At 26.2% G+C, this 26409-nt stretch carries 30 protein-coding genes; 26 read left to right on the top strand and 4 right to left on the bottom strand.

Going from position 1 to position 26409, the window contains the following annotated elements; all coding sequences use genetic code 11:
- Positions 1–19 precede the first annotated feature (19 nt).
- From K5V21_RS07825 to K5V21_RS07760, 14 genes are all read left to right on the top strand, one after another.
- Positions 20–631, top strand: a complete 612-nt coding sequence (locus K5V21_RS07825) for a VanZ family protein (protein ID WP_221860585.1) — start codon at positions 20–22, stop codon at positions 629–631.
- 295 nt (positions 632–926) lie between these two features.
- A complete protein-coding gene (locus tag K5V21_RS07820) occupies positions 927–2039 on the top strand; it encodes a hypothetical protein (RefSeq protein WP_221860583.1) in 1113 nt (370 codons plus the stop codon).
- A 97-nt stretch (positions 2040–2136) separates the two neighbouring features.
- Positions 2137–2772: a pentapeptide repeat-containing protein gene (locus tag K5V21_RS07815; RefSeq protein ID WP_221860581.1), complete on the top strand. Its 636-nt coding sequence runs from the start codon at positions 2137–2139 to the stop codon at positions 2770–2772.
- Positions 2773–2995: 223 nt separating this feature from the next.
- Positions 2996–3352 (top strand): DUF3796 domain-containing protein, encoded by a 357-nt coding sequence (locus K5V21_RS07810; protein WP_221860579.1) that lies wholly within the window; start codon positions 2996–2998, stop codon positions 3350–3352.
- A gap of 2 nt (positions 3353–3354) precedes the next feature.
- Positions 3355–3564, top strand: a complete 210-nt coding sequence (locus tag K5V21_RS07805) for a helix-turn-helix transcriptional regulator (RefSeq protein WP_221860577.1) — start codon at positions 3355–3357, stop codon at positions 3562–3564.
- Between the two features lie 16 nt (positions 3565–3580).
- Positions 3581–3763: a hypothetical protein gene (locus K5V21_RS07800; protein ID WP_221860575.1), complete on the top strand. Its 183-nt coding sequence runs from the start codon at positions 3581–3583 to the stop codon at positions 3761–3763.
- A 256-nt stretch (positions 3764–4019) separates the two neighbouring features.
- Positions 4020–4709, top strand: coding sequence for a response regulator transcription factor (locus K5V21_RS07795; protein ID WP_221860573.1), 690 nt, complete (start codon positions 4020–4022; stop codon positions 4707–4709).
- Positions 4684–5697 carry a sensor histidine kinase gene (locus tag K5V21_RS07790; RefSeq protein ID WP_221860571.1) on the top strand — a complete coding sequence of 338 codons (1014 nt, stop codon included), beginning with the start codon at positions 4684–4686 and terminating at the stop codon, positions 5695–5697. The genes K5V21_RS07795 and K5V21_RS07790 overlap by 26 nt, the downstream gene beginning before the upstream one ends.
- A 247-nt stretch (positions 5698–5944) precedes the next feature.
- Positions 5945–6700 carry an ABC transporter ATP-binding protein gene (locus K5V21_RS07785; protein WP_221860569.1) on the top strand — a complete coding sequence of 252 codons (756 nt, stop codon included), beginning with the start codon at positions 5945–5947 and terminating at the stop codon, positions 6698–6700.
- Complete coding sequence (locus K5V21_RS07780) at positions 6700–8778, top strand: ABC transporter permease (RefSeq protein WP_221860567.1); 2079 nt, start codon at positions 6700–6702, stop codon at positions 8776–8778. Before K5V21_RS07785 ends, K5V21_RS07780 begins: the two co-directional genes overlap by 1 nt.
- A gap of 212 nt (positions 8779–8990) precedes the next feature.
- Positions 8991–10007: a serine hydrolase domain-containing protein gene (locus K5V21_RS07775; protein ID WP_221860566.1), complete on the top strand. Its 1017-nt coding sequence runs from the start codon at positions 8991–8993 to the stop codon at positions 10005–10007.
- 139 nt (positions 10008–10146) lie between these two features.
- Positions 10147–10530 (top strand): SMU1112c/YaeR family gloxylase I-like metalloprotein, encoded by a 384-nt coding sequence (gene gloA2 / locus K5V21_RS07770; RefSeq protein ID WP_221860564.1) that lies wholly within the window; start codon positions 10147–10149, stop codon positions 10528–10530.
- Between the two features lie 392 nt (positions 10531–10922).
- Entirely contained in the window at positions 10923–11063 is a 141-nt protein-coding gene (locus K5V21_RS07765; RefSeq protein WP_221860563.1) for a hypothetical protein, read from the top strand.
- A gap of 507 nt (positions 11064–11570) precedes the next feature.
- A complete protein-coding gene (locus K5V21_RS07760; protein ID WP_221860561.1) occupies positions 11571–12026 on the top strand; it encodes an immunoglobulin-like domain-containing protein in 456 nt (151 codons plus the stop codon).
- Between the two features lie 300 nt (positions 12027–12326).
- Here the strand turns inward: K5V21_RS07760 and K5V21_RS07755 are convergent, their stop codons facing one another.
- Positions 12327–12671: an SdpI family protein gene (locus K5V21_RS07755; protein ID WP_221860559.1), complete on the bottom strand. Its 345-nt coding sequence runs from the start codon at positions 12669–12671 to the stop codon at positions 12327–12329.
- A 355-nt stretch (positions 12672–13026) separates the two neighbouring features.
- Positions 13027–13515 carry a hypothetical protein gene (locus K5V21_RS07750; protein ID WP_221860557.1) on the bottom strand — a complete coding sequence of 163 codons (489 nt, stop codon included), beginning with the start codon at positions 13513–13515 and terminating at the stop codon, positions 13027–13029.
- Positions 13516–13904: 389 nt separating this feature from the next.
- On the opposite strand from K5V21_RS07750, the gene K5V21_RS07745 reads away from it, so the two are divergent.
- Both K5V21_RS07745 and K5V21_RS07740 read left to right on the top strand, forming a co-directional pair.
- A complete protein-coding gene (locus tag K5V21_RS07745) occupies positions 13905–14600 on the top strand; it encodes a 5'-methylthioadenosine/adenosylhomocysteine nucleosidase (RefSeq protein WP_221860555.1) in 696 nt (231 codons plus the stop codon).
- Positions 14601–14710: 110 nt separating this feature from the next.
- Positions 14711–15250 (top strand): cysteine hydrolase family protein, encoded by a 540-nt coding sequence (locus tag K5V21_RS07740; protein WP_221860553.1) that lies wholly within the window; start codon positions 14711–14713, stop codon positions 15248–15250.
- Between the two features lie 68 nt (positions 15251–15318).
- Here the strand turns inward: K5V21_RS07740 and K5V21_RS07735 are convergent, their stop codons facing one another.
- Positions 15319–15666 carry an SdpI family protein gene (locus tag K5V21_RS07735; protein ID WP_221860551.1) on the bottom strand — a complete coding sequence of 116 codons (348 nt, stop codon included), beginning with the start codon at positions 15664–15666 and terminating at the stop codon, positions 15319–15321.
- 376 nt (positions 15667–16042) lie between these two features.
- Here K5V21_RS07735 and K5V21_RS07730 point away from each other — a divergent pair, with 376 nt between their 5' ends.
- Both K5V21_RS07730 and K5V21_RS07725 read left to right on the top strand, forming a co-directional pair.
- On the top strand, positions 16043–16618 hold the full coding sequence (locus K5V21_RS07730) for a GNAT family N-acetyltransferase (protein ID WP_221860549.1): 576 nt from the start codon (positions 16043–16045) through the stop codon (positions 16616–16618).
- Between the two features lie 189 nt (positions 16619–16807).
- Positions 16808–17641, top strand: a complete 834-nt coding sequence (locus K5V21_RS07725) for an MBL fold metallo-hydrolase (protein ID WP_407927698.1) — start codon at positions 16808–16810, stop codon at positions 17639–17641.
- Positions 17642–17858: 217 nt separating this feature from the next.
- Here the strand turns inward: K5V21_RS07725 and K5V21_RS07720 are convergent, their stop codons facing one another.
- Complete coding sequence (locus K5V21_RS07720; RefSeq protein ID WP_221860546.1) at positions 17859–18695, bottom strand: deoxyribonuclease IV; 837 nt, start codon at positions 18693–18695, stop codon at positions 17859–17861.
- 464 nt (positions 18696–19159) lie between these two features.
- Between K5V21_RS07720 and K5V21_RS07715 the strand changes: the two genes are divergently transcribed.
- The 8 genes from K5V21_RS07715 to K5V21_RS07680 all read left to right on the top strand — a co-directional run bounded on the left by K5V21_RS07715 (position 19160) and on the right by K5V21_RS07680 (position 26394).
- On the top strand, positions 19160–19477 hold the full coding sequence (locus K5V21_RS07715; protein WP_221860544.1) for a DUF3139 domain-containing protein: 318 nt from the start codon (positions 19160–19162) through the stop codon (positions 19475–19477).
- 355 nt (positions 19478–19832) lie between these two features.
- Positions 19833–20873, top strand: a complete 1041-nt coding sequence (locus K5V21_RS07710) for a pyst-b family protein (RefSeq protein ID WP_221860542.1) — start codon at positions 19833–19835, stop codon at positions 20871–20873.
- Between the two features lie 326 nt (positions 20874–21199).
- On the top strand, positions 21200–22582 hold the full coding sequence (gene hydA / locus K5V21_RS07705; protein WP_221860540.1) for a dihydropyrimidinase: 1383 nt from the start codon (positions 21200–21202) through the stop codon (positions 22580–22582).
- A 25-nt stretch (positions 22583–22607) separates the two neighbouring features.
- On the top strand, positions 22608–23918 hold the full coding sequence (locus tag K5V21_RS07700) for a M20/M25/M40 family metallo-hydrolase (RefSeq protein ID WP_221860538.1): 1311 nt from the start codon (positions 22608–22610) through the stop codon (positions 23916–23918).
- Positions 23919–24102: 184 nt separating this feature from the next.
- Entirely contained in the window at positions 24103–24327 is a 225-nt protein-coding gene (locus K5V21_RS07695; protein WP_221860536.1) for a hypothetical protein, read from the top strand.
- Between the two features lie 170 nt (positions 24328–24497).
- Entirely contained in the window at positions 24498–24869 is a 372-nt protein-coding gene (locus tag K5V21_RS07690) for a hypothetical protein (RefSeq protein WP_221860534.1), read from the top strand.
- A gap of 123 nt (positions 24870–24992) precedes the next feature.
- Positions 24993–25313 carry a hypothetical protein gene (locus tag K5V21_RS07685; protein WP_221860532.1) on the top strand — a complete coding sequence of 107 codons (321 nt, stop codon included), beginning with the start codon at positions 24993–24995 and terminating at the stop codon, positions 25311–25313.
- A 382-nt stretch (positions 25314–25695) separates the two neighbouring features.
- Positions 25696–26394 carry a response regulator transcription factor gene (locus K5V21_RS07680; protein WP_221860729.1) on the top strand — a complete coding sequence of 233 codons (699 nt, stop codon included), beginning with the start codon at positions 25696–25698 and terminating at the stop codon, positions 26392–26394.
- Positions 26395–26409 lie beyond the last annotated feature (15 nt).

The raw sequence follows: 26409 nt of genomic DNA, 5'->3' as shown, positions 1-26409 counted from the left end.
TACACGGGAGGAAAGAAATATGAAAAGTATAGTAAAAAATATATGCATATTTATAGGGTGTCTTTTTATAATTTGGTTTTTATATTATAACTTTTTAGGAGATATAGTTTCTAGAGTTATTTCAGATGCGCCATTAGCATATTTGTCTATAATGGTTATTATAGCAATAACGTTATTTATAATTGTTAGATCCATTATAGATAAGAAATTTAATAAGGGGTATATTGATATAATAGCTATTATGTATTTTATTATAATAATGATTTTAACTTTTTTTAAAGGGAATTATTCAGGTGTAAATCTAAATCCTTTTGAAATAATAAATGAATTTAATGATTATTTTGGACATGCATTGCTTCTTTTAATTTCTAATATATTTATATATGTACCAGTATCAATTTATATTAAATTTAAAACAAGAATCAGCAATAAAAATCTAGTATCAGTTTTTTTAGTCTATATAATAATTGTAGAAATTACTCAATTTACTTTAAATAGAGGAATCCTTGATATAAATGATATAATAACAAATACTTTAGGTTTTACTATGGGAATATACATTTATAGTTGTATTGTAAGAATGATTAAATCAAAGAGTAAATATTTAGAATGTAAATCAGTATTAGATTAGCTTATGATAGTGATTAAATTATTAGAGGATAAGAATTACTTTCTTTAGTCTATAAACATGAAGGTATTATACATTAAATCTAATATCTATAATTATATATATTAAGTTTTTACATTATAAATAAATTTATATTAAAAATATGTAGTTTAAACATGAAACATACAGTTTCAATATGAAAAATGTGGTAGAATAAATTTTAAATTTTAACTAATGGTAGTGGTGGTTTGTTGATTATTTAATGGGGATAGTGGATAAATTCAAATTGCGTTTTACAAAATTAAGGGGGAAATTAAAATTGAAGTTAACTTATGAAATAAGTAAAGAAAGATATAAGGAGATATTAGAAAAATCCTTAAATGGAAAACTTGAATCACTAAATACTATGAAGAGAAGTAAATTCTATAAGATACTTTTAGCTATTGTTATACCACTATTCGCTTTTCTGCTTTTGATAACCATATTGACAGCTGGGACAGATCTAGCAATAAAAGTATTTTCAAAAATGTTATTCTATATAGTTTTAATTTTTCTCTATTATGAACTATTATTTAAGATTATACCTAAAATTCAAAAGAAGATATTAATGAAAAAGGGAAATTCTTTAATTGAAAATAAATTATCTAATATCAATAAATTAATAAAAGCTGTAATAGAAATTGATAAAAAGAGTATGAGATTCTATGATGAGTTAAAAAGTGAAGAGATAGCTTATTGTTCGATAGATACAGTAAATATTTTTGAAGATTTTATTCATATTAAATATTTAAAAAATGATGTTATTGATATTCCTTTAGAAGCATTTAATAATGAAGATGAATTAGAGAAGTGTTATAAAATAATAAAAGAAAATATAAAGAGTTGCAAAAGTGAAAAGTTAACTATAGATAATGCTGATATTACTTATATAAGATCAGAAGATGATATTAGAAACTTAAATAAATATATTTTTACTACAAAAGAAGGCAAGATTGGTATAAAAGCAACTAAAGCGGTGTTTTTATATTCTTCAATATTAGTTGCTGTTTTAACTATAATTCTAATTGCTTGTCTAAGTAGCTTTAAAGCTGCTTATATATCTATAATATTCTTTGTTATAGTAATACTTATTGCAAGAACAAGGTGGTCAACAGGTCGAATAAAAAGGATAACATTAGAACAAGATATTAAATATTTTAATAACAAAAACAAAAATAGAAGTATTACTTTTAAAGAAAATGGTATTCAATTTTATCAAGAAGATAATATTTGTACTATTAAGTATGAGGCAATTAAATCCATAGAGGAATCAAATGGATTAATATTATTAAAGAATAATTTATTGATTGCGTATATACCAAATAGACTTTTTAAGAGTGAAGGAAAACAAAAAGTAATAAATATATTGAAAAGTAAATGCAATATTTTATAAAAACATTAAAATATTACTTTAAATTGACTTTTAGATGAATTATATATATGATTTAGGTTGAAATATAAACTATTGTATTTCTGATGGAGGTAAATATATGGCTAGAAACCAAAATGGTAATGGAAATTTCCATTATAATAATACAGAGAAAAAAGATAAGAATTTTATGTATGCAGATATGAAAAGAGCCAATTGTTATAATTGTAATTTTGCAGGATCAAATTTTGATTATGTAAGCTTTAGAGGAGCACATTTTAAATCATGTAGTTTCTTAAATGGTACTTTTAAGGGAGCAGAATTTGTTGGTGCAAACTTAAAGGGAAGTAAGTTTAAAGAAGCAGTATTTGAAAATACTATTTTTGATTCAGTAAAATTAGATGGTGCTAACTTTAAGGATGCAACATTTAAAAATACTATATTCTTAGGAACTGACTTAAAGGCTGCTAAGAATTTAGATAGAAGCAATAAAGAGATTAGAATATTTGAAGAAATGCCAAAGATAGAAGTTAGCGAAGAATTAAGAAATGCAGTTTTAGGTGCAATGGAAAATGAATTCGTTAAGAAGGCAAGAATTTTAGATACAAAAGATGGAGACATAAATTTACTTAATCTAATGATTTTATTAGAAAACTTTGATGAAAAAACTTTAATTGAAGGATTAAATAAGATACAAACAGAATTAGATAGAGATTTCCATACTTTAAGTTACATAATTAGATATTTAAATAAGTAATTAGTAGTTATAAAAAGATTAGATATTTTATTAATAGGTTCAGATTTAAGGTATAAGATGACCCGATTAAGTAAAAATCATAATTAAAATCACATGTGCATTCGCATGTGATTTTTTTTGTTTTTTGATAATTATATTTTATGTAATATATTGAAATATATGGTTAATGGTGTTATATTTATAACATAATGTTATAAATATAACACATTAAGGAGGAATTCTTTTGAAAAAGTCTAAAGTTAAATCGTGGTATGGAATTTTAGGATTTTCTGGATTTGGTGGTTTCGCAGGAATATTAAACTCTAGCTTCTACATGTTCTTTATATTCTTCGCATTCTTTAGTTTCTTTTGGGAAGGTAAGATAAATTACGAATTAGATGATGAAAGGCTTCAATACAATATAATGAAAGCAAAGAGTACATTATTTGATATTTCATCTATTCTGATGATAGTTTGTATTTTAGCATTTAATAATGGAGTTACTGCCGAAATTTTTAAAATTATACTATCGTTATACTTTGAATTCTTAGCGATTGGAAAATCATTTTTAACATATTACTATGAAACAAAAGGTATGTAGATATGGGAGGTTTTATATGTAACTTAAAAAAATTTAGGCTTTTATCAAATCTTACTCAAGAAGAACTTGCTGAAAAAGTAAATGTTAGAAGGGAAACAATATCTCATTTAGAGGCTGCAAGATATAATCCATCATTAAAACTAGCAATTCAAATATCAAGAGCAGTAAAAGCACCAATAGAAGAAATATTCCAATTTGAAGATATTAATTAAAAAGGGGTGAATGTTTATGAGTAAAAAATTTATTATAATAATATTTGCAATAACAATGATTATCTTTTTACCTGTATCCTTCTATCTTGTTCAAAACAATATTATAACTATATTGGTGAGAAATATAATATTTGCAGCATTAATAGGTGTATACTTGCTGTCAATGAATTTTTTAGTAAAAGATAAAAAGAAAAATTAAAAAATATATAGGGAAAGAATAGAGTATTGATTAAAGAAATTAATACTCTATTTTTAAATGTTAATTTATTACCGTGATTTAAGGTGTGATTTAATATATTTGCACCTCAAAACGGAACCAGCTGATATTTTATCTAGTCTTTTTTAAATTTTGAAATAATTTAATTGTGGTATAAATATTATTTATTTATGTAAAACACTATGGTAAAATATAGTGAAAATAAGCTTGATTATATTAGGCTATATAGGGGTTTGAGATGGGGATTTTATTAATTGAAGATGATATTAAATTAAAACAATACATTAGTGAATATTTAGAAGCCTATGATTACAGTGTAACAGTAATAGATGATTTTGAAAGGGTCATGGAAACTGTTGAGGAGATAAGTCCAAGCTTAATAATATTAGATATTAATTTACCTAAGTTCGATGGATTTTATTTTTTAAAACTGATAAGGAAAAAGTATAAAACTCCAGTAATAATACTTTCAGCTAGAAGTGAAGAGGGAGAGCAGATAAGAGGTATGGAACTTGGTGCAGATGATTATGTTACAAAACCATTTGTTATAGGTATATTGCTTGCCAAAATTAATGCTTTATTAAGAAGAGTAAGTGAATATAAAGATGATTCTAGTGATGCAAATGCTATAGATGAAAATGGTTTAAATTTAATTCATGAAAGTATGAAATTAAAGTATAAGGGAGAGATAATAGAGCTTACAAAGAATGAATATAGAATATTAAATATACTATTACAGAATAAAAATAAAGTTATAACTAGAGAAGAGATACTAGAAGCTTTATGGGATGATACTACATTTGTTGATGATAATACTTTAACTGTTAATATGACTAGGGTTAAGAAGAGATTAAGTGATTTAGGAATAAATAATTGTATTGTAACAAAAAGAGGGGTTGGGTATGTCTTTAATGGAATTGATAATTAGAGTATTTAAGATAAAGAGTAGAGATTTATTAATATTTACAATAAACACTTTTATAATATTATTATTTTACTATTTATTCTTTAAAGATAGTGAAACATTATATCCACTAATACTTAGCATAACTGTGATAATTGTATATTTTATTATTGAAGTTATATCATATAAAAAATTTATAGAGAAACTAGAGGATAGCAAGGTAAGTCCTGATTATAATAATGCAGATATTAATTATAGAGAAGAAGAAATATTAAGTGTAATTAGTGATGTACATAAGCATTATCTTAATGAGATATATACATTGAAACAAGAAGTTAGAAATAGAGATATAGTATTTTCTAAATGGATTCATAATATGAAAACTTCAATAACTGTAATAGATTTAGCATGTGAAAAAAGTAATTTGGATATAGGAAGTAATAAATATACTAAGGATATAAAAGAAGAAAATAATATGCTTAAAAAGAATCTAGAAGAGTGTTTAAATGTAATAAGATTAGATGATTTTTCAAGAGATTATATAACTGATAAGTGTAATCTTAGTGAGTTAATAAATAATATGGTTAATTTAAAAAAGAGAGATTTTATATATAAGGGTGTATTTCCTAAGGTTTTTATAGATAAAAATATATTTGTTTATACTGATAAGAAATGGTGTGCATATATGTTAGAACAAATAATATCTAATGCTATAAAGTATTCAAAAAATGAAAAAGGAAATAAAATAGATATATTTGCTATAGAAGAAAAAGATAAAATAAAACTATCAGTAAAAGATAGCGGAGTAGGAATAAGAGAAGAGGATTTACAGAGAGTATTTGATCCATTCTTTACAGGAAGTAATGGAAGAGAAGATAGAAATGCAACAGGTATAGGTCTTTATATGGTGAAGATAATAGGAGAAAAACTTGGACACAGTGTTGAGATAGAATCGGAATTCGGAGTAGGGACAACAGTTAAGATTATATTTAGAGATGAAAGTGTTATCTAAGTTTATTAGAAATAGGTTTATAAAATTTCTAATTAATATTTATAATTTATAAAATTTAATTAGAAACTGACATTTGAATTAGACTTAATATTAATTGAAGTATAAAAATGTTATTAATAATTATAAACCTTTCAAAAATGTAAGGTTATGTAAGGGGAATCCATTTGAGAGTTATGGGTTCCCCTTTATACTAAGATTATAGATAGAAAATAAATATAATTTTTGGTATAGAGAAAGGGAGAAAAGTATGGAGATTTTAAAAGTATGTGATTTAACTAAAGTTTATAGTTCATATAAAGGAGCAAAAGAGGTTAAAGCTTTAAATGGATTGAACCTATTAGTAAATAAGGGTGAATTTGTTGGGATAATGGGTCCAAGTGGGAGTGGTAAAACAACATTGCTTAATATTCTTTCGGGAATAGATAAGAGTACATCAGGAAAAGTTGTTATAAATAATGAGAATATAAGTAATATGAAAAAGGATAAATTAGCTTTATTTAGAAGATCAAATATGGGATATATATTTCAGGATTTTAACTTATTAGATAGTTTGACATTAGAAGAGAATATAGGCTTACCACTTATTTTAGATAAAAAGAATACAAGAGATATTAAAATGCGTGTTAATGAGCTTATGAAGTTTTTTGATATAGACGGATTAAAAAACAAATATCCATATCATATTTCAGGTGGACAAAAACAAAGGGTAGCAGCTGCAAGAGCTTTAATAAGCGATCCTTCTATAATATTTGCAGATGAACCAACTGGAAATTTAGATTCAAAGTCAGCTAATAATATAATGAATACAATAAGTAAGATGAATAATGATATAAATAGTACAGTCTTAATGGTAACTCATGATCCTTTTGCAGCATCTTTTTGTAAGAAAATTATATTTATTAAAGATGGAGAAATCAAAATGGAAATTACATCAAATGGTGATAGAAAGAAGTTCTTTGATAAAATACTTGAAGTTCAAAGTGTTATAGGAGGACAAAACTAATGAAGTTTTCTTCTATAGTACGTAAGAATTTTATTTATAACTTTAATAAGTATATATCATTTTATTTTGTTAATTCAATGATTATAGCAATGCTATTTATGTATGGAAGTTTATTATTTAATGAAACAATCGTAGATAGTATAGGAAAGACATCACTATATGAGACAGTTAATATGGCATTGTTTGGAATTATACTATTTTCTATAGTTTTTATTACTTATACTAATGTAGCTTTCTTAAAAAATAGAGGGAAAGAGTTTGGAATGTATCTAACATTAGGTATGACAACGAAGGATTTAACTAAGCTTATTTTTGTAGAGAACTTAGGAATAATGTTAGCATCATTAGCAACTGGAATTTTAGGTGGAACTATATTCTCAAGATTATTTTATATGGGGTTAAATAAGGTATTAAATAGTGCTGAAATTCCATACTCAATTAATTATAAGAGTTTCTTACTTAGTATAGGAATTTTTGCATTAATATTTATAGGAAATTTTATATTTAATATATTCTATATAAAAAGAGTATCAATAATAGATGTTATAAAGTCTTCAAAGAAAAAGGAAGCAGGAAAATCTAACATATTTATAGGATTAATATCTTTGGTGGCATTAATTATATCATGCTACTGCTTACCTAAGGTTATGCTTGGAGAAATATTAGATGGCAAATCCTATATGATTGCAATTTTCGTAGGGCTAACTTTAATATGCCCATATATGATTATAGGTTCAGGAATAGCTGTAGTAAAAAATATATTAAGTAGATTCCCTAAATTATATAATAATAATTTATTAGTTTTATCAAACTTATCTCATAGATTTACAGCATATAAAAACATATTGTATATGGTATCACTTTTAATTGCTGGTGCAATATTCTTTGTTGGATATAGCTACTCTCTATACACATCAGTTAGAGAGTTTACTGATATAGGAAATCCTTATGATATTATGTTTGTTGAAACAGCTCAATATAATAAAGCTGATAAGGATAAGGTTAAAGAAGTAATAAAAGATAATGATGGAAAAATGGAAAAGTATGATGTATTAGAGTATGTAGAAGTACCGAGATTTAAAGAAGATGATGGTATGATAACATATTATAGTGATAAGGAGTCTATAGTAAGTGAGACAAATTATAATAAGCATATGGGAACGGAGATTGATGTAAAACCAAGTGAAGCTACTTATATAAGTTCATTAGATGAAAAGGTAGTAGATTTTCCATCATCTATTTTAACTATTATGGATAAAGATCAATTACAGAAAATACAAGATGTATCAGCAGAGAATGGGTATAAATTAAGCAAAGATGAGTATGAGAAAATTGCAGGAGAATCTAAAAGTTTATATTTGGATGGAGATAATATAAGTGGGAAAAGTAATGTGCAATTTGCAAACTTTAGACATGGTGAAGATTATGCTGCAGGAAATGCACTTGTTTTAGATGATAAAGATTATGAACTGTTAAAAAATAATTCTAATGAAAAGTCATATAAAAAATTACACTTAATTAATATTAAAAATGGAGATAAAGCCTTTGAAGGATTACTTGGCTATCTAATGAACATAAATAACCTTGATAATTCATTTTGGGCTGATGGTAGTTTGTTTGGAAAATATTCATATGATGAAAGAGGAATTAAAGAATCATATAGACCTATTTATAAAGAGGAGCTTGTAAGTTTACAACTTGATAATAGTGGAATAATATTCTTTACTATGATATTTATAGGATTATTATTTGTAATAGCAAATGGTGTAGTTTTATACTATAAGGTTTTATCAGATATAAATGAAGAAGAAGAGAGAATAACATCATTAACTAGAATTGGTATATTACAAAAAGAAGTTAAATCTATAATTAGTAAAGAACTTTCAATAATATTCTTTGTTCCTGTTATTGTAGGTGGAGGAATGGGAATGTATTACTTGCATCTTATGACTTATAATTCAGGAATGACAGAGACTATCATGAAAAAATCAATGTTTATACTTATAATTGGAGCGATTATTCAATTCATTGCTTATTTAATAAGTAGAAAAAAATGTATTAGAGAAACTATTTCTTAAGGTTTTAATTTAATATACTGTAGGTCAGAGATCAATACATTATTAATTATATAAATCTTGAGAATATTTTAGATAGTTATGAAAAAGATTAGATATTTTATCAACAGAACCAATCGATAATTTATCTAGTCTTTTTATTTTTAGATGAACTAGATGGAAATAAAAGGTATAATAAAAGATAGAAATCTAAGGATTATTAAGGGGGAGGTAATATGAGAGATATTTATACTAATATAATTATTGAAGATGATTTTAATGGGTGTATATCTATAAAGAAAAATTGTACTACTATTTTTGAATCAGCTTATGGATATTCTGATTTAGCTAACAAATTAGCAAACACAATAGATACAAAATTTGCAACTGCATCTGCTGGAAAAGTGTTTATTGCAGTAGCAATTTTACAGCTTGTTGAAAGAGGAAAACTAAATTTAAATGATACTATTGGTAAGTTACTTAATTTTAATTTACATGATATTGATCCAGATATAACAATTAAGCAATTACTTACTCATAAGTCTGGAATTCCAGATTATTTTGATGAAAGCGTAATGGATAACTATGAAGAATTGTGGATAGATTATCCTAATTATAAAATTCGAACATCAGAAGATTTATTGCCATTATTTATTACAAAGCCTATGATGTATACTAAAGGTGAAAGATTTCAATATAATAATACAGGGTTTGTTGTACTAGGTTTAATAATTGAAGCTATTACTAAAAAGCCTTTTGATCAATATCTTAAGGGAAATATATTTGATGTTATAGGTATGAAGAGTACAGGATATTATGAATTAGATAGGCTGCCAGCAAAATGTGCAAATAATTACATTTTTGATGAAGATACAAAAGAGTATTATACTAATATTTTTAGTGTTGAAGTAAAAGGGACAGGTGCTGGTGGAGCATTTACTACTATTGGAGATATTGAGTGTTTTTGGAATGCATTATTATCTAATAAATTATTATCACCTGACATGACAGAAAAAATGTTAAGTGTACAAAGTTCTTGTGAGCATGATGATAATTACGGGTATGGTATTTGGTTAAATAAGAATTCTAAAAATAATAGTTTACCATATTTTACAGGATGCGATCCAGGTGTTAGCTTTATTAGCACTTATAAATTAGATGAGAATATTCTTATTACAATTGTAAGTAATTTTGGTGATGATGTTTGGAAAATTATGAGTGATATACAAAGCCAATTATTTGGAATCAATTAAAATGATATTAAATAAATATTCATGAAAGCAAAATGGTACATTTGATGTTTTATATAGTATTCTTATTTTTAGATGAATTAATTAGTAAGAAAAGTATAATAAAAATTAGGAATCTAACTGATTATTAAGGGGGTATAATATGAAACTTAATAAAATACATCATACAGCAATAATAGCATCAGATTATGAAAGGTCTAAGAATTTTTATGTTAATATATTAGGTATTGAAGTTATAAGAGAAGTTTATAGAGAGGAGAGGGATTCTTATAAGCTTGATCTTAAAATAGGAGATAGCCAAATAGAATTATTTTCATTTCCAAGTCCTCCAAAAAGGCCGAGCTATCCAGAGGCATGTGGACTTAGACATCTAGCATTTGAAGTTGATGATATAGAGCAAGTTGTAGAAGAATTAAAAATAAATAATATTTTAGTTGAACCTATAAGAATAGATGAATTTACAGGATGTAGATTTACCTTCTTTGAAGATCCAGATGGGCTTCCATTAGAATTATATGAAGTTTGAAATAATTAATAAGATAATATACAATAAAATAGGGTAATTAATAGTAAAGATAAGAATGTATTCTTATCTTTACTTGTTTAAATAAATTTTTGTATTCTTAAAAAGAGTTTAGATTGAAAATTTATTATTTGTTAATCGAATATTAAAATTAATATTATAAGTTTTAAGAAAATTTATAGATTGTAATTAACTTTGGAAGTATATTTATTACGGAAAGTAGGTTAAGAGGTAGAGTTCTAATTATATATTTACTATATAATTATTAGAATTTAGAAGATTAGTATGGTTTTTAAAATTTAATAAAAAGATATAAGTTTAAAACTTATTGGAGGAATCTTTATATTACTTTTAATATAAAGAAATTTAGAATTATTTAAAGTAGGATGAGTAGTATGGTTAAGAATATTGATAGTTCTAATATTGAGATTGGAAGAAGACTTAAGACATTAAGGGTTTTAAAGCTTATAATTTTAATATCAATTATGATTTTAATTTTATATGGCTTTATTTACAGTAACGGATGGTTTTTTTAATGCCTAAATTACTAAAATATTAAAATCTAGATAAAATAAAAACTTCTGTATTTGATTATGCAGAAGCTTTTTTTGTATAGATTTATTTTTTTGAGGTTTGAAGAAGCGGCTGGATTATAAAGATGCATAAAAGTGACCAAGTTATAGCGAGTTTGAAGTTATTTAAATAAATTAAAAGTATATTTGGAAGTAATAAAATAGCTAAGTATAAAATTTGGGACTGTGAAGTAAGTGAAAGTTTTGAATTACAAAAAGGACAGGAATTACTTAAATTAAAAATCTTTTTTGATAATGGAATTTCTTTTCTGCACTTAAAGCAAGTGGTAGATTTCATAATTATAACAACCTTTCTTTATAAGCTATATATTAAAATATGTTAATGTATGTCACATTTATTTACTATTATATTCTATAAATCAAGTATTAATTCTTTAGAATATTATATAATTATTATATGTAATAAAATAACAATTATAAAAATGTGTAAATAAATATAGGGGGAGATGTATGAAGAGAATTTCACTTGTTTCTTATTTATTAATAATACTAGTTACATTGATATCTTGTTCTCAAAAAATAAATTTTAGCAAATTAGAGAAATCTAAGTATGGAGATATAGGAGAAAGTAAAGAGATATCAGTAAGTATAAAGGAGACTGAAATAACCACTGATACTAAAGATATAACATTACTTTTTACAAATAATTCTGATATGGAATATAGTTATGGTGAAGAAACTCATCTAGAAATAAATCATAATGGAGCTTGGCATGTAGTTACAATTTCGCCAAAGGTAATATGGAATGATATAGGGCATATAATTCCTAAAAAAGATAAAACAGAGAAGAAAATTTTATTAAAGGACTACTATGGAAAATTAGAAAGTGGAAGATATAGAGTAATAAATGAATTTTATTCTAATGTAAATGAAGTATTAGTATCAATAGAATTTAATGTTAAGTAAGGTTGAAATATAGGATTATCTACTATGTTAATTGATTATAAATTAAGCAAAGAATGCTATGATAGGAAAGGCATTCGTATATAAAAGGATAAAGAAATAAAATAAAAAAATCTAAGTATTATAATGCTATTTTATTAGTTAAGTTATCAAGTAAATAGAAAATGGATACTGATGTTAGTATCCATTTATATTTTCAGGTGGACATCTCCTTAGTATGAATCCAAAGAAAATAAATATAAATCCAGCTATTAAAGAAATCAAGATTATCATCTCCTTATAGTTTTAAAGGATTAATATAGTTTATATATTAAATTTTGATTTTAATTTGCTTTCAACAAAAGGTATAGGAATTATTAGTGCTGATATTCCGAGCCCTTCATTTATAAGACTTAGATATTCAGGTTTCATATGAGAATTTGTTTTTAGAATAATAATAAAAATTAATAAGAATAATCCTAATACACCCCATATCCTTCCAATCAAATGATTTGCATAATTCCAAGCTTTTTTAGATGACATAGATCGTGTTGTTCTATAACCAGATAAACTATTTATTTGTTTACATGGATTTACACTATATGTTCTACCTACAATTATCATCGTTAATGGTATTATTAAATCTACAATCCAGAAAAAAATCTCCATAAAAACCCCCTGAAATAAAATGTTTTAGTTTATATTATTATCCAGTATTTGTATATGAATATTATACTGGATTTCAGTATTATTTATCTAATGATAAATTCCTTAAATTTAGCTTTCATAAGAGAAATTATGCTGTTAATCATCATTTATTTAGATTAAGTACTTGTACATAACGTTTACAAATTTATTCGGGGTTTTACATTAAATAAAGGATATGCTTTAAACTAGTGTTGATTTTCAGGTAGAGCTGTAAGTACATCGTAATTAACACTTAAAATACAGCCTAAAATAAAAATTCAGATTAACTTTAAAATATAGAATTGATGTTGTAAATTAATTCTCTATTTATATATAGCTATTTATTCTTTATTTCTTGTAGTTCTTTCTGTAATTCACTTATCATTTCATTGTGGGCATCTGGTTTACTAAATATTTTATTTTGTACTCCTTTTGGGAACATCTCTTTTATATCTTTTCCATAGTCATCACCAGAGCCTGGCATTTTGTATGACAATATATTTAAATTATTATTTTCTTTTTTAATTTCCAATACTAGAGGTACAGAACCTCCACCACCACTTTCATTTTCTTTTAAAACCCAAAGATATATTTCATTATCACTTGATCCTAAAATTTTAAAAGCACTATATGTCTCCTCATCACTCACAACTATATCATTTCCTGTTTTATTGTCGATATATTCCCTAATAGTCTCTTCATCTTTTTCTGTAATAGTCATAGTATTAATATTTTTTTCATTAATATTTCTTTTAGTAATAGCAGTACATCCTAAAAATAAAGTTACAGTAAGTAAAATAATAAATATGCTAATTTTCTTATTCAAAGAACCCCTCCTCACTTTAATTTACCTTTATTGTATAATAATTACAGTGGAGTCTCAATACTAAACTGATTTTTAAAAAATATATATTAAAAATATTTTCTATTATTTTGCTTTAATCACTTTCCTATCAGTGAAGTTTTCATTGTCTTACAAATTTAATATTTTTAATTTCCAACCACTTTACACTTACATTACTTTTAATTTTATAGTATTACCTTTACTACACAATAATTTAAAACAAAACCTTTTAAAAAGAGTATTTAAGTATTAGTATTAAAATTTAAAATCTATATAAAATAGATAGAATTTTTATATGATATAGGATTATAATTAATACATTACTGGAAAATATGGAATAAATTCATTAGGTAATTTAAGGGGGAAGTTTTATGAGAATTGGAATTGTTGGACCATCAGAAGACGAGATTATGCCTTTTATAGAATGTATAGAGAATAAAGAAGTAGATAACTTTGCTAGATTAAAATTTTATAGTGGAAATTATGGAAAAGTAGATGTGGTAGCACTTTACTGTGGAGTATGTAAGGTTAATGCGGCAATAGCAACTCAAGTATTAATAGATAAGTTTGCTGTTACTCATATTATAATAACTGGAGTAGCTGGTGGTATTGATGAGAGATTAAATGTTTGTGATACTGTAATATCAACAGAAGTTGCATATCATGATGTGGATGAAGCAATTTTAACAGAGTATCATCCATGGATGGAAAATATATATTTTAAGGCTGATAATAAGATGCTTTCTATATGTGAGGATATAATAAAGAAAAATAAATTTAATCAGAAAGTAGTATTAGGTAGGATGGTTACAGGAGAGGCATTTATAACTAAAGAGGGTAGGACAGCGATAGTTTCTAAGTATAATCCACTTTGCGTAGATATGGAAACTGGGGGAATTGCACATGTGTGTTATGCAAATAAGATTCCTTTTATAGCAATAAGATCAATAACTGATACTGAAGGAGATTGCGGAATAGAAGTCTTTGAAGAAAATTGCAGCAAAGCATCACATAATTCTATTGATGTATTAAAGAAATGGTTAGAGACTATAAATTCTATGATATAGGATATTGCATATTATAGAAGGATTGAACGAGTGAACAATATCTAATGCTTTAAATGCTGTAATTTATATATTTAAGTCAATTGTATTTTAAAATGAAAGGAAATAAATATATGAGTAATATTGTTTTATTGGTAGTAGATGTTCAAAATGCATTAATTAATGAACATCCTTATAATGAAGAAAGAGTAATTGAAAATATTAAAAAACTTATTTTAACTGCAAGAGATAATAAAAAAGAAGTTGTATATGTACGTCATGATGGTGGACAAGGTACTGAATTTGAAAATGGCACATATGGATGGCAGGTTTATAATGAAATAGTACCTAATAGTAATGAGTTGATATTTGAAAAACAGTATAATAGTGCTTTTTATAAAACTGATTTAAAGATATATTTAGACAACAATAATATAGATACTATAATATTGGTTGGTCTTCAAACAGAATATTGTATTGATGCTACTTGTAAAAGTGCCTTCGATTATGGTTATAAAATAATTATGCCAGAAGAAACAAATACAACTTTTGATAATGATTATTTATCTGGTGAAAAACTTTATGAGTTTTATAACTATAAGATTTGGAATAAACGTTTTGCTGATGTTATATCTATAGAGAAAGTTATAAAAATTTTAGAAAGTAATTCTTAAATATAGCCACAAAACTAAAAGGACTGAAAACCAGTCCTTTCTTGCATTTATAAGTTAGGTATTAGTATTTATTGTATATTAAATTTTGATTTTAATTTAATTTCAACAAAAGGTATAGGAATTATTAGTGCTGCTAGTCCTAATACTGAATTTATAAGACTTAGGTATTCAGAATTCATAGGAGCATTTATTTTTAGGATAACAACAAAAATAAGTAATATTATCCCTAATGTACTCCATATTCTGCCGCTTAAACGGTGGGCATAAACCCAAGCTTGTCTAGATGACATAGAACGAGTTGTTCTGTAACCACATAAACTACTTACTTCAGTAGGCGGATTAACACTATATATTTTACCTATAATTATCATTGTTATTGGTATTATTAAATCTACAATCCAGAAAAAAATCTCCATAATAACCTCCTGTAATAAAATGCTTTAGTTTATATTATTATCCAATGTTTGTATATAAATATTATACTGCGAATTAGTATATTTTAGCTAATATCGTATTCTTTAAATTTAGCTTTTATAAGAGAAATTAGGCTTTGAGGCAGTATTTTTTTAATATTAAACACTTATATATAACGTTTACAAAACTATTCGAAATTTTAGTATATATAATAAATTAAATATATATACTAAAAAAGATTATCTAAGGGGTAGGTGGCTAATATTTTAAATTTATATAAAACAGATAAAATTATTGGTTATGATAGAGTTATAATATAACATATATTTATGGAATATACTGGATTGAACTAAATTTTGGATTTAAGGGGGAGTAAAAATGATACATAAAGGTACTCAAAAATTAGATACAAACAGATTATCATTAGAGCAATTTAAACTAGATGATGCCAAGGCTGCTTTTAAGAATTGGGTTAATGATCTTGAAGTTACAAAATATTTAACATGGAATCCACATGGTGATTTAAGTGTTACAAGATCATTAATAGAGCAATGGGTTAATGAATATGAGAAGTATGATAATTATAATTGGGCTATTCATTTAAAAGATGAAAATGAGGTTATTGGTAGCATTGTTATAGTAGAAATTGATGAAAAAAATAAATCTTGTGATATAGGATATTGTATGTCAAAGAAATATTGGGGCAAGGGAATAATGACTGAATCTTTAAATGCTGTAATTGATTATTTATTTGGAGAAGTTGATTTTAATAAGATAACAGCAAGGCATGATACAAGAAATATTGCTTCAGGCAAGGTTATGATTAAGAATGGAATGAAGTATATTAAAACTGTTAAGGGAATTCAAAAACCTAATGATAAGGGAGTTTGCAATGTGAAAATTTATGAAATCTATAAGAACGAATGGGGAAAAGTAAGTAATATTACTGTTTAATTTATATAAAGTATGAATAAAAGGTATGTTAAATTGACATGCTTTTTATTTATAATATCATCTAATATAAAAATTTATTTAGGATATTAAATTATATAAAAAATAAAAATATACAAAATTTATGGAATTGAAAGATTGTACTTATAATATAAATTAATTAGAATTAATAATAAAATTTTATTGGTAGAGGTGAAATATTTGAAAGTAACAGCATTAGTAGAGAATACTACTGTATCAACTGACTATAGGTGCAAGCATGGATTATGTTTGAATATAAAAACTTCAAATCATAATATATTATTTGACTTAGGATCAGATGATCTATTTATTGAAAATGCTAAAAAGTTAAATATTGATATAAAAGATATAGATATAGTAATTATATCTCATGGGCATAGGGATCATGGTGGAGGACTTAGTACATTTTTAGAGGAAAATAAAAAAGCAAAGATATATATTAATAGAAATGCTTTTATGCCACATTATGTATCTATATTTGGTATATTTAAAGGTTTTATAGGACTAGATATTTCTAATAAATTTAATGATAGAATTATATTTGTAGATAATAATTTGAAGATAGATGATGAGCTATATTTATTTTCAAATGTATCAAGGAGAGAGTTAGTAGCAAAAGCTAATAACTCATTACTTATGAAGATTGACAATAAGTATATTAAGGATAATTTTAAACATGAGCAAAATCTAATAATAACAGAGAAGGATAGACATACATTAATTGCTGGATGTGCTCATAATGGAATAGTAAACATCTTAGATAAAGGTGAAGAAATAGTAGGACAAAACCTAAATACTGTAATTGGTGGTTTCCATCTATTTAATCCAGCAATGAGAAAGCATGAGAGTAAGGAATTAATTAAATCTATAGGTGATATTTTAGCTATTAAAGATACTGAATTTTATACTTGTCATTGTACTGGGATAAGAGCTTTTAATATTTTAAGAGATGAACTTGGGGAACAGATTAAGTATTTATCAACTGGGAGTGTTATAAATATTTAGAGTTTAATGTTAATATGATATCTAAGGTAATTTTCTTATATTTTTAAAAGTATAGAAAAGGTATAGATATGCAATAAAAAGAGATAGTAAGATTTAAAGTATTACTGTCTCTTTTTATTACAATATGTTTTCTATGATAAGTAGAAAATATATTTTGATAAATAATTTACTTAAAGTAGGTATATCGGTATAAGAAGATCATAGGCTAAGCTATAATTTAAATGTAACCTAAAATATTTTTTAAAGTTTGTATCTCTTTTTTGTGACCTTCTAGTTCAAGTGGAGTCTCTAAGAAAAATGGTTTACCTTTTATACTAGGATGAGACATAAAATTAATTATAGCTTGCATTCCAATTTGACCATCACCTATTGTTGTATGTCTATCTTTATTTGCGCCAAAGGGCATCATACTGTCGTTTAAATGAATTGTTTTTAGATTATTAAGTCCTATAATTTTATCGAAATTTTCAAGAACTTTATCTAGGTTATTGACTATATCATATCCAGCAGAAAATACATGGCAAAGATCTAGACATACTCCTAACTTTTCATTAAGGTGCACACCATCTAATATTCTTTTTAAATGTTCAAATTTAAAGCCTATCTCAGTACCCTTACCAGACATAGTTTCTAAAAGCACTGTTATATTTTGATCTTTAGTCATACCTTGATTTAAACCACTTATTATCTTATCTATCCCAGTATCAATGCCACAACCTATATGACTTCCGGGGTGCATGCAAAGATATTCTATTGAGAGTGAATCCATTCTTTGTATATCTTCTTTTATAACGCTATTTGAAAATTCATATACTTCATCTTTTGCACTTGCAAGATTCATAGTGTAGGGTGCATGAGCTGATAGAGGCCCGAAATTATTTTTTATTCTTATTTTCTGAAACTGCTTTATATCATCTTCATCAAGAATTTTAGAATTACTTCCTCTTGGATTTCTACTAAAGAATTGAAAGGTATTTGCACCCATTTCTAAAGCTGTTTCTGCTGCTTTTGTAAATCCTTTTGCAATTGATAAATGAGAACCTATTACTAACATTTTTATGTCTCCTTAAAGTTAATTTGTATATAAATAATTGTTCCCAATAAGGTTATATATAATTATTAGCTAAGATTTTAGTTAATAAGTTACAGAAATACAGGGCTGTTAATTATTTGACAATATAGAAAATAAATATTAATCTAACTTAATAAGGAATTTTTACTAAAACAAAAGATGAAATAGGAGCTGATTTATAATGAAAGTTAAAATTAATCTATTTAAAGGAAATAAAGAGGCATGTAATACTTTAAGAATAAAATTATATGGTTTTAAGGAATAGTTAGGAGAGTAATTATATGTATGAACAGACAAAGATATTTAATATAGTATTTAAATGAAAAGAGAAAACATATGAGAAAAAAACTTTAAGATCCTACTAATAATATTATTTAGTAGGAGTAGGTACAATAATCTCAATAAAAATTTATAAGGATAAAATAAAAGTAAAAAGGATAGGTAAGATGAAGAAGTTTGTAAAGATAATATTAATTGTAATATTAATCCTTATTATTGCTACTTTAGGATCGAAAGTATATTTTAAGGGAAATCAAATTGAAAGAGAACAAATATTAGAAGCTACTATATGGCAATTATCTGAAGAAGGTTATACTAAGGATGATATAAAAAGTATAAGTTCATTCTATAACCCACTTAAAGGGGGAGTTTTTCCATATAGTGTATTAGTAATATTTTATAAGAATGAATCTAGAGCTCAAATTTACATGTGGGACGATGAAAGTAAAACTAAAGTTATTAATTCTGGAGAAACTTCTGCATAAAAATATTTATATATCATTAAATTAATGAATTTTTAATTTTTAAGGAGCTGTGTCTTAATTATTCAGACATAGCTCCTTTTATAATTATTAATATAAAAATTTGTTTGTTATTCATTTACTAGTAATTTAAAAATATTTTATTACAAAGGAGGAAGAGCTTATGAATAAAGAAAACATTATGAGTGAAGAGGAAGTTAAAAAATATGAAAATATAGAAATCAATGATGAATTAGTTAAGAAAATTTCTGTTAGAAAATTGTACAATAAAATATAAAATATAGAAAAATAAAATTGGATATATTAATATGTGTTTATATTTAATATATAAATTGGACAAATGAGAAGGGAAAAATATATGAAGAAAAAGACTTTAACTTTAATAATAGGGGGATTAGCTGTAGTTATAGTATTAACAGCTGGGACATTAGGTTATAAATATAAGGAGTATAAAAAGTACTTGGTTCTAAGTAGGCAAGCTATTGATAATAAAAATTATTATGAGGCACTTAAAGATTTACAAGCAGCTGCAAATATATATGATAAAAATTCAGATATTAAATTACTTCAAAACATAATTTCAACCTATGAAAAGGCAAATGAAAGCTATAATAAAAAAGATTATAATGAGGCTAAGAAGTACATTGATGAAATACCAAAGGAATATGAAGAGTATTCTATAAAGGAAGATATAGATAATCTTAAAAATAATATAGATAAAGTTCAAAAAGGAATAGAAACTGTATCAAAAGACATAGAAAAAAATAAAGAAATATTAAAAACTCAAGAGTTTAAAGAAGGTAAGAAGGACTTAATAAAAATAGATACAGCATATGCTACAGATGAGCAGAAAAAAGAGATAGATAATATTATAAGTGAAGGGAAAAAGATAAGAGAAGAGCAAAAGAAAAAAGAAGAAGATATAAAGATACAAAAAGAAAAAGAAGTAAAGGAAAAGGCAGCAAAAGAAAAAGCTGAAAAAGCCAAGGAAGAGGCAAAAGTAAAGTCTATAGATAGTTTTGCTGCAACTAATATACCTTCACAAGGCACCACTCAAGGAGGTTCAATTCATGTTGTTTCTCCTAAATTGGGGATACAATTTGATCTACCAGCAAGCTATAGAGGTAAGTATAGAATAGAGTATGTTAATGATGGAATGACTATATATTATAACAAAGCACGAGAAGGTGGACTTTTAGTTAAGATATATAAAGGTGACAAAAGTGATTTTGTTGATGGAGGAACAGTGAGTGTTGGAGGAAAAGTATTTACAGTTGGTGGCCCAATGGACTTTAATATCCCTCCAGATGATCCAAATATAAATGAGTTTGCAACTCTTTCATCAGGTGAGATAGGACCTATTAAAGTTTCAGAAACTATAAGACCTTATAAAGGATAATATAATAAATAAAGTAAAGAGGGATTTTTTAATCTCTCTTTTTTATCTGAGAGTACTAAGTTTCTTATTAAAAACTATTAAATTGAGATCTTTTAGTATAGTAAAATAAAGTTTAAAAAAACTAGATATCTAGATATATAGAGAAAAGTGGATTAAATTGAAGAAAATCTATATATGTATTATAAAAAAGAGAATAATTGACTACTAGTCAAATATAATGAGGGATATTGATATTTAAGTTCAGGAAGACATTTACATATAACTGATATAATGTAAATATGGTAGCGTGCTATGTTTAACTAAATATTAATTAAGGAGGAGATTATATGAAGTTTGATACTATTATTAGAAATGGAACTATTATAACTGCTACCGACATTTTTAGAGGTGACATAGGAATAAAAAAGGGAAAGATAAATAAAATAGGTATTTCTTTAGATGAGGATGGAGATATAACCATTGATGCCACAGGGAAATATATATTTCCAGGGGGAATAGACCCACATACTCATCTAGATATGCCTTTTGGTGGAACTTTTTCAAGTGATGATTTTGAAACCGGAACCATAGCCGCGGCCTGTGGAGGTACAACTACTATAGTTGATTTTGCAGTTCAACCAAAGGGTGCGAATCTAAAAGAAACTGCAAGTATTTGGAGAGAAAAAGCAGAGGGGAAAGCTGTAATTGATTATGGAATTCATATGAATATAACTAATATGGATGATGAAATTCTAAATGAAATTCCATTAATGATTAAGGACGGGTATCCAAGTTTTAAGGTGTTTATGACTTATGAAGGTATGAGAGTAGATGATGGAATCCTATTTAAAACTTTAAAGCAGGTTAATGAAAGTGGTGGACTTACTTGTGTACATGCTGAAAATTTTCATATTATAAAATGCAATGTGGAAAGATTACTTAATGAAGGAAAGATAGAACCTAAATATCATGCTATATCAAGGGGGCCACTAGTTGAAGGAGAGGCTGTAGGAAGAGCTATCAAAATTGCTAAGATGGCAGAGGCATCACTATATATAGTTCATAATACTTGCAAAGAAGCTGTAGATGAAATAGCTAGAGCAAGGGAGGAAGAATATCCTATAATGGGTGAAACTTGTACTCAATATTTATTGTTATCAGAAGATGAGTATTTCAAGGATGGATTTGAAGGAGCAAAATGTGTTATGTCTCCACCTCTTAGGAATAAAGAGAATTTTAAATACTTATGGAAGGCTATAAGGAATAATACACTTCAAGTTGTTGCTACAGATCATTGTCCATTTTTTATGAAGCAAAAGGAACTCGGAAAGGAATCTTTTGATAAAATTCCAAATGGAGCACCTGGAATAGAGCTTAGAATGGCTCTTTTATATACTTATGGTGTTCTTAATAAAGAGATTAGTGTAAATAAATTTGTAGAAGTTACATCAACAAATGCAGCAAAGATTTATGGAATGTATCCTAAGAAGGGAACTATAGCTGTTGGTAGTGATGCTGACTTAGTTATTTTTGATCCTAAAAAAGAAGTAGATATTACTTCAGAAAAGCTTCATGAAAATGTAGATTATACACCTTATGAAGGATTTAAGCTGAAGGGATTTCCAGAGGTTACATTAAGTAGAGGGGAAATTATTGCAAATAAAGGTGAGTTTGTTGGAAAGATTGGAAGAGGAGAGTTCTTAAGGAGAAATTCTCCTATAATTTTATAAACTACTAATTAGAGGAGGATTTTTTATGAATATATATGAAGAAATAACAAGGCTTGCAAGGGATATGCATCCAATGGCTGTAGACTTTGCAAAAAGGCTTTTAAAAGTGCCAGCTCTTTCAGGAGATGAAAAGGGAGTTGCAGATCTTTATATAAAAGAAATGAAAGAATTAGGTTATGATGAAGTATTTAGAGATGATTTTGGAAATGTTGTTGGGATAATAAATGGAGAAGAAGATGGCAGAACAATAATGTATAATTCCCACTTGGATCATGTGGATACAGGTGATTTAAGTGAATGGGGAGGATATGATCCTTATGGAGGAGAGATAGATATCTGTGAGATATTTGATCAGGACCAAATTAAAATAGAAAAAACAGAAGTTATACATGGAAGGGCAGCAGCTGATGTTAAAGTTGGTGGAGCATGTCAAATATATTCAGGAGGCATTTTGATAAAGCTTAGGGAGATGGGATATAAATTTAAAGGAAGATATATGTTTACAGGAGTTGTCCTTGAAGAACCTGCTGAACAGTTAGGTATGAAAATGCTTTTAGATAATACTTTTAAAGAGAGGGGAATAGAATATGATGGAGTTGTTTCAAGTGAAGCAACAAGTTTGAAGTTATATTTAGGACATAGAGGACGGGTTGAAATTTTAGTCACAGTTGAAGGTGTGACCTCACATGGCAGTGCCCCTTGGCTTGGAGTAAATGCAGTTAATAAATCCACAAAACTCATAGATAAAATTGAAAAGGTTGTTAGTAAAAATACAAAGGAAGATGAGCATCTAGGAAAATCAAGTATAGCATTAACAATTATTAATTGTACACCAGGTTCTATGTGTATAGTTCCTGACAGATGTTATATAACTTATGATAGAAGATTTGTCCCAGGGGAGGAGTATAAAGAGTGCATAAAGCAAATACAAGGTGTAATTGATGAACTTTCAAAGGAAGACAAAGATTTTAGAGCTAATGTTAAAGTTGCATCAGTTCCTAGAACAACTTATACAGGAAAAACTGTTGAGGTACCAAATATTAAAGAGGCGTGGAAGATTGATAGAGATAGTGAATTTGTAAAGGCAGCAGCTAAAGCTTTAGAGAATGTAGGACAAGAAGTTAAGTATGGCTATTGGGATTTTGGAACAGATTTATCTGTTATAGCAGGAAGAGATAAGAAGCCAGCTATTGGATATTCACCAATGCAAGAATTTTATTGTCATAGACCTGTAGATAGAGCTAGAATAGACTTCATGGAAAAGGCATTAGCAGGTAATGTTAGTATATTCTTATCTCTTAGTGAAGTATCAAAAGAGGAATGTCATATTAAATAAGTCTTTAATACAGCAATCAAATATATAGATGTATAAGTAAAAGTAAGGTAAGTTATAGGTTAATATAATTTACCTTATTTTTATTTATTGAAAATAAGATTCATATGGTTATGGATGGTGTGATTAATATATAAAATATAGGGTAATAGTAATAACTTATTCATTAATAAGTATGGAGGTAAGTATGGGAAGACGATTTACAGGGTCAGTATTTTGTTTAATATCAGTAATTTTATTTTCAACAAAATATATAAGCGCTGCAATATTCGGATCTAATGTTGTATCATGGAATGCTGAATTATTTGGTGCTATGTTGGAATATGTAGGGGGAACTCTTAATATATTAAGCATAATTTCTTTGATAATAGGTATTGCCTATCTTGTTACTGCAGAATTTAAAAAAGAATAAAATATTGTTAATATTTCCCTAAAAGATAAATAACATTTCGGTTTTTAATAAGTTTACTAAGTAAAATAATATTTATAAATGAACTTAATTATCAATACGATAGAAACGTTTGTTGGATAATAAATAATATTTAAGATACAATGGAAATAAGAGGAAAGATATGGTGGCTTTTGAATTGTATTTACTGTGGAAAGAGATGTACAGAAACTAGTAGAAAAGTATCTATAGATAATATCACTTTTTGTACATGCTGTGATGAGTGTGAGAAGAGATTTAATAAATACTATAATGATATAGAGAAAAACAAAAATAAGTTTTTATTACTAATAATAATTAGCTGTATTGTATCTATATTGGGTTGCTTTTTAAATGGAGTATGGGGATTAGTTTTACCTTTTATATCTTTTGGTTTGACAATAATAAATTATCCCTATACAACTTTTGGTTTTATAGAGTTAGTTGGGGCAAGGAAAAGTATAACTATTACAAGAACATTTGGGTTGATGCTTATAATTATAGGAATTCTTATATATGCTTTTTAAAAGTAATATATTTTTGTATATATTATGTAGAAAGACTAGTTCACAAGTAGTGTGTTACATAGGGAAAAAGAAATATTAATTTACTAAGGAAAAATTTTTATAAAAGTTACAGGGGGAGAAGTTATGACAGACTTTACTTTAGCGGCTTTGTCATGGGTAGTTTTTGGAATCACTATTGCAGTAGTTCTAACTAATTTCAGTAAGAAAAAGAAAAGTAGAAATACTACAGAAAGTCAAAATGATTTTGAAGATACAAATGTTGTGAAGGAAAAAGAAAATACCGAAGAAGATTATATGTCAATTGGAATGAGTCTCGGAATATGTTTTGGTGTAGCAATAGGTTCAGCATTTATGGAGGCATTTGGGACAAGTGCTCTTACTTATGGTATCTGCTTTGGAATGCTTGGTGGAATGGTTGTAGGGATGAACATTAAGAAAAAGTAATTTCTAACTTATCTGAGAAATTAAATTATAAAAAGTAGTAATGCTTGATTGTTTAATAAAAAGGTTATGTTAAATAGTCTCAGTATTTAATAAATCATAATTTATTGGTACTTTTAATTGGTTAAATCCAAAGAATATAAATGTATAAATTAAAATTATTGATAAAATTAATGGTACTATAGTATCATTAATCTTATAATATGGGTATTTTTATGATATATATTCATTATAATTGCGATTGCTACTGGAACAATTTATAGAAACTTAAAAATAGATGGTGAAGAAAATTTAATTGATGTAGATAGTAATAAAGTAGTAGGAAAAATAAATATGATAAATATTTATATGTATAAAATTAATATTTGAGTATGGTTATGGGGGGATAAAATTGAATATTTTAATTGTTGAAGATAATGTTGATATAAATAATCTTATTTCTAGAATACTTGAGACTGAAGGGTACTCAGTAAGGGCGGCATATTCTGGTTCAGAAGGAATGATGTGTATAGAGCAATTTGAGTATGATCTTGTAATTCTTGATTTAATGCTACCTGGAATTAGTGGAGAAGAGCTTATAGAAAAGATCCGGGATAAGAGTGTTGTTCCAATAGTAGTTATATCTGCCAAGGAAGGAGTTCAGAGCAAAATAAATGTACTTAAGTTAGGAGCTGATGATTTTATAAGTAAACCTTTTGATAATGATGAAGTTCTTGCTAGAGTAGAGGCTCAGCTTAGAAGATATAAAAAGTTTTCTAAAAAAGAAGTTAAAAAAATTAAGTTTACATATAAAAATTTGGTTCTAGATTTAGAAACTAGACAAGCTTTTATAGGAAATAAAGAAGTACTATTAACTGCAAGGGAATTTTCTATAATAGAACTTCTAATATCAAATCCAAAGAAGGTTTTTACAAGAGCAAACTTATTTGAATCCGCATGGAACAATGAGTTCTTAGGTGATGATAACACAGTAAATGTCCATATAAGCAATTTAAGAACAAAGCTTTCAAAACTAGACCAAGAAAACGAATATATAAAAACCGTGTGGGGTATAGGCTTTAAATTAGGTGAAGAGATTAATTAACTAGTTATTAAAGCC

The sequence above is a fragment of the Clostridium sardiniense genome (assembly GCF_019753795.1).
Lineage (GTDB): Bacteria > Bacillota > Clostridia > Clostridiales > Clostridiaceae > Clostridium > Clostridium sardiniense.
This window is presented reverse-complemented; position numbering and strand designations above follow the sequence as displayed.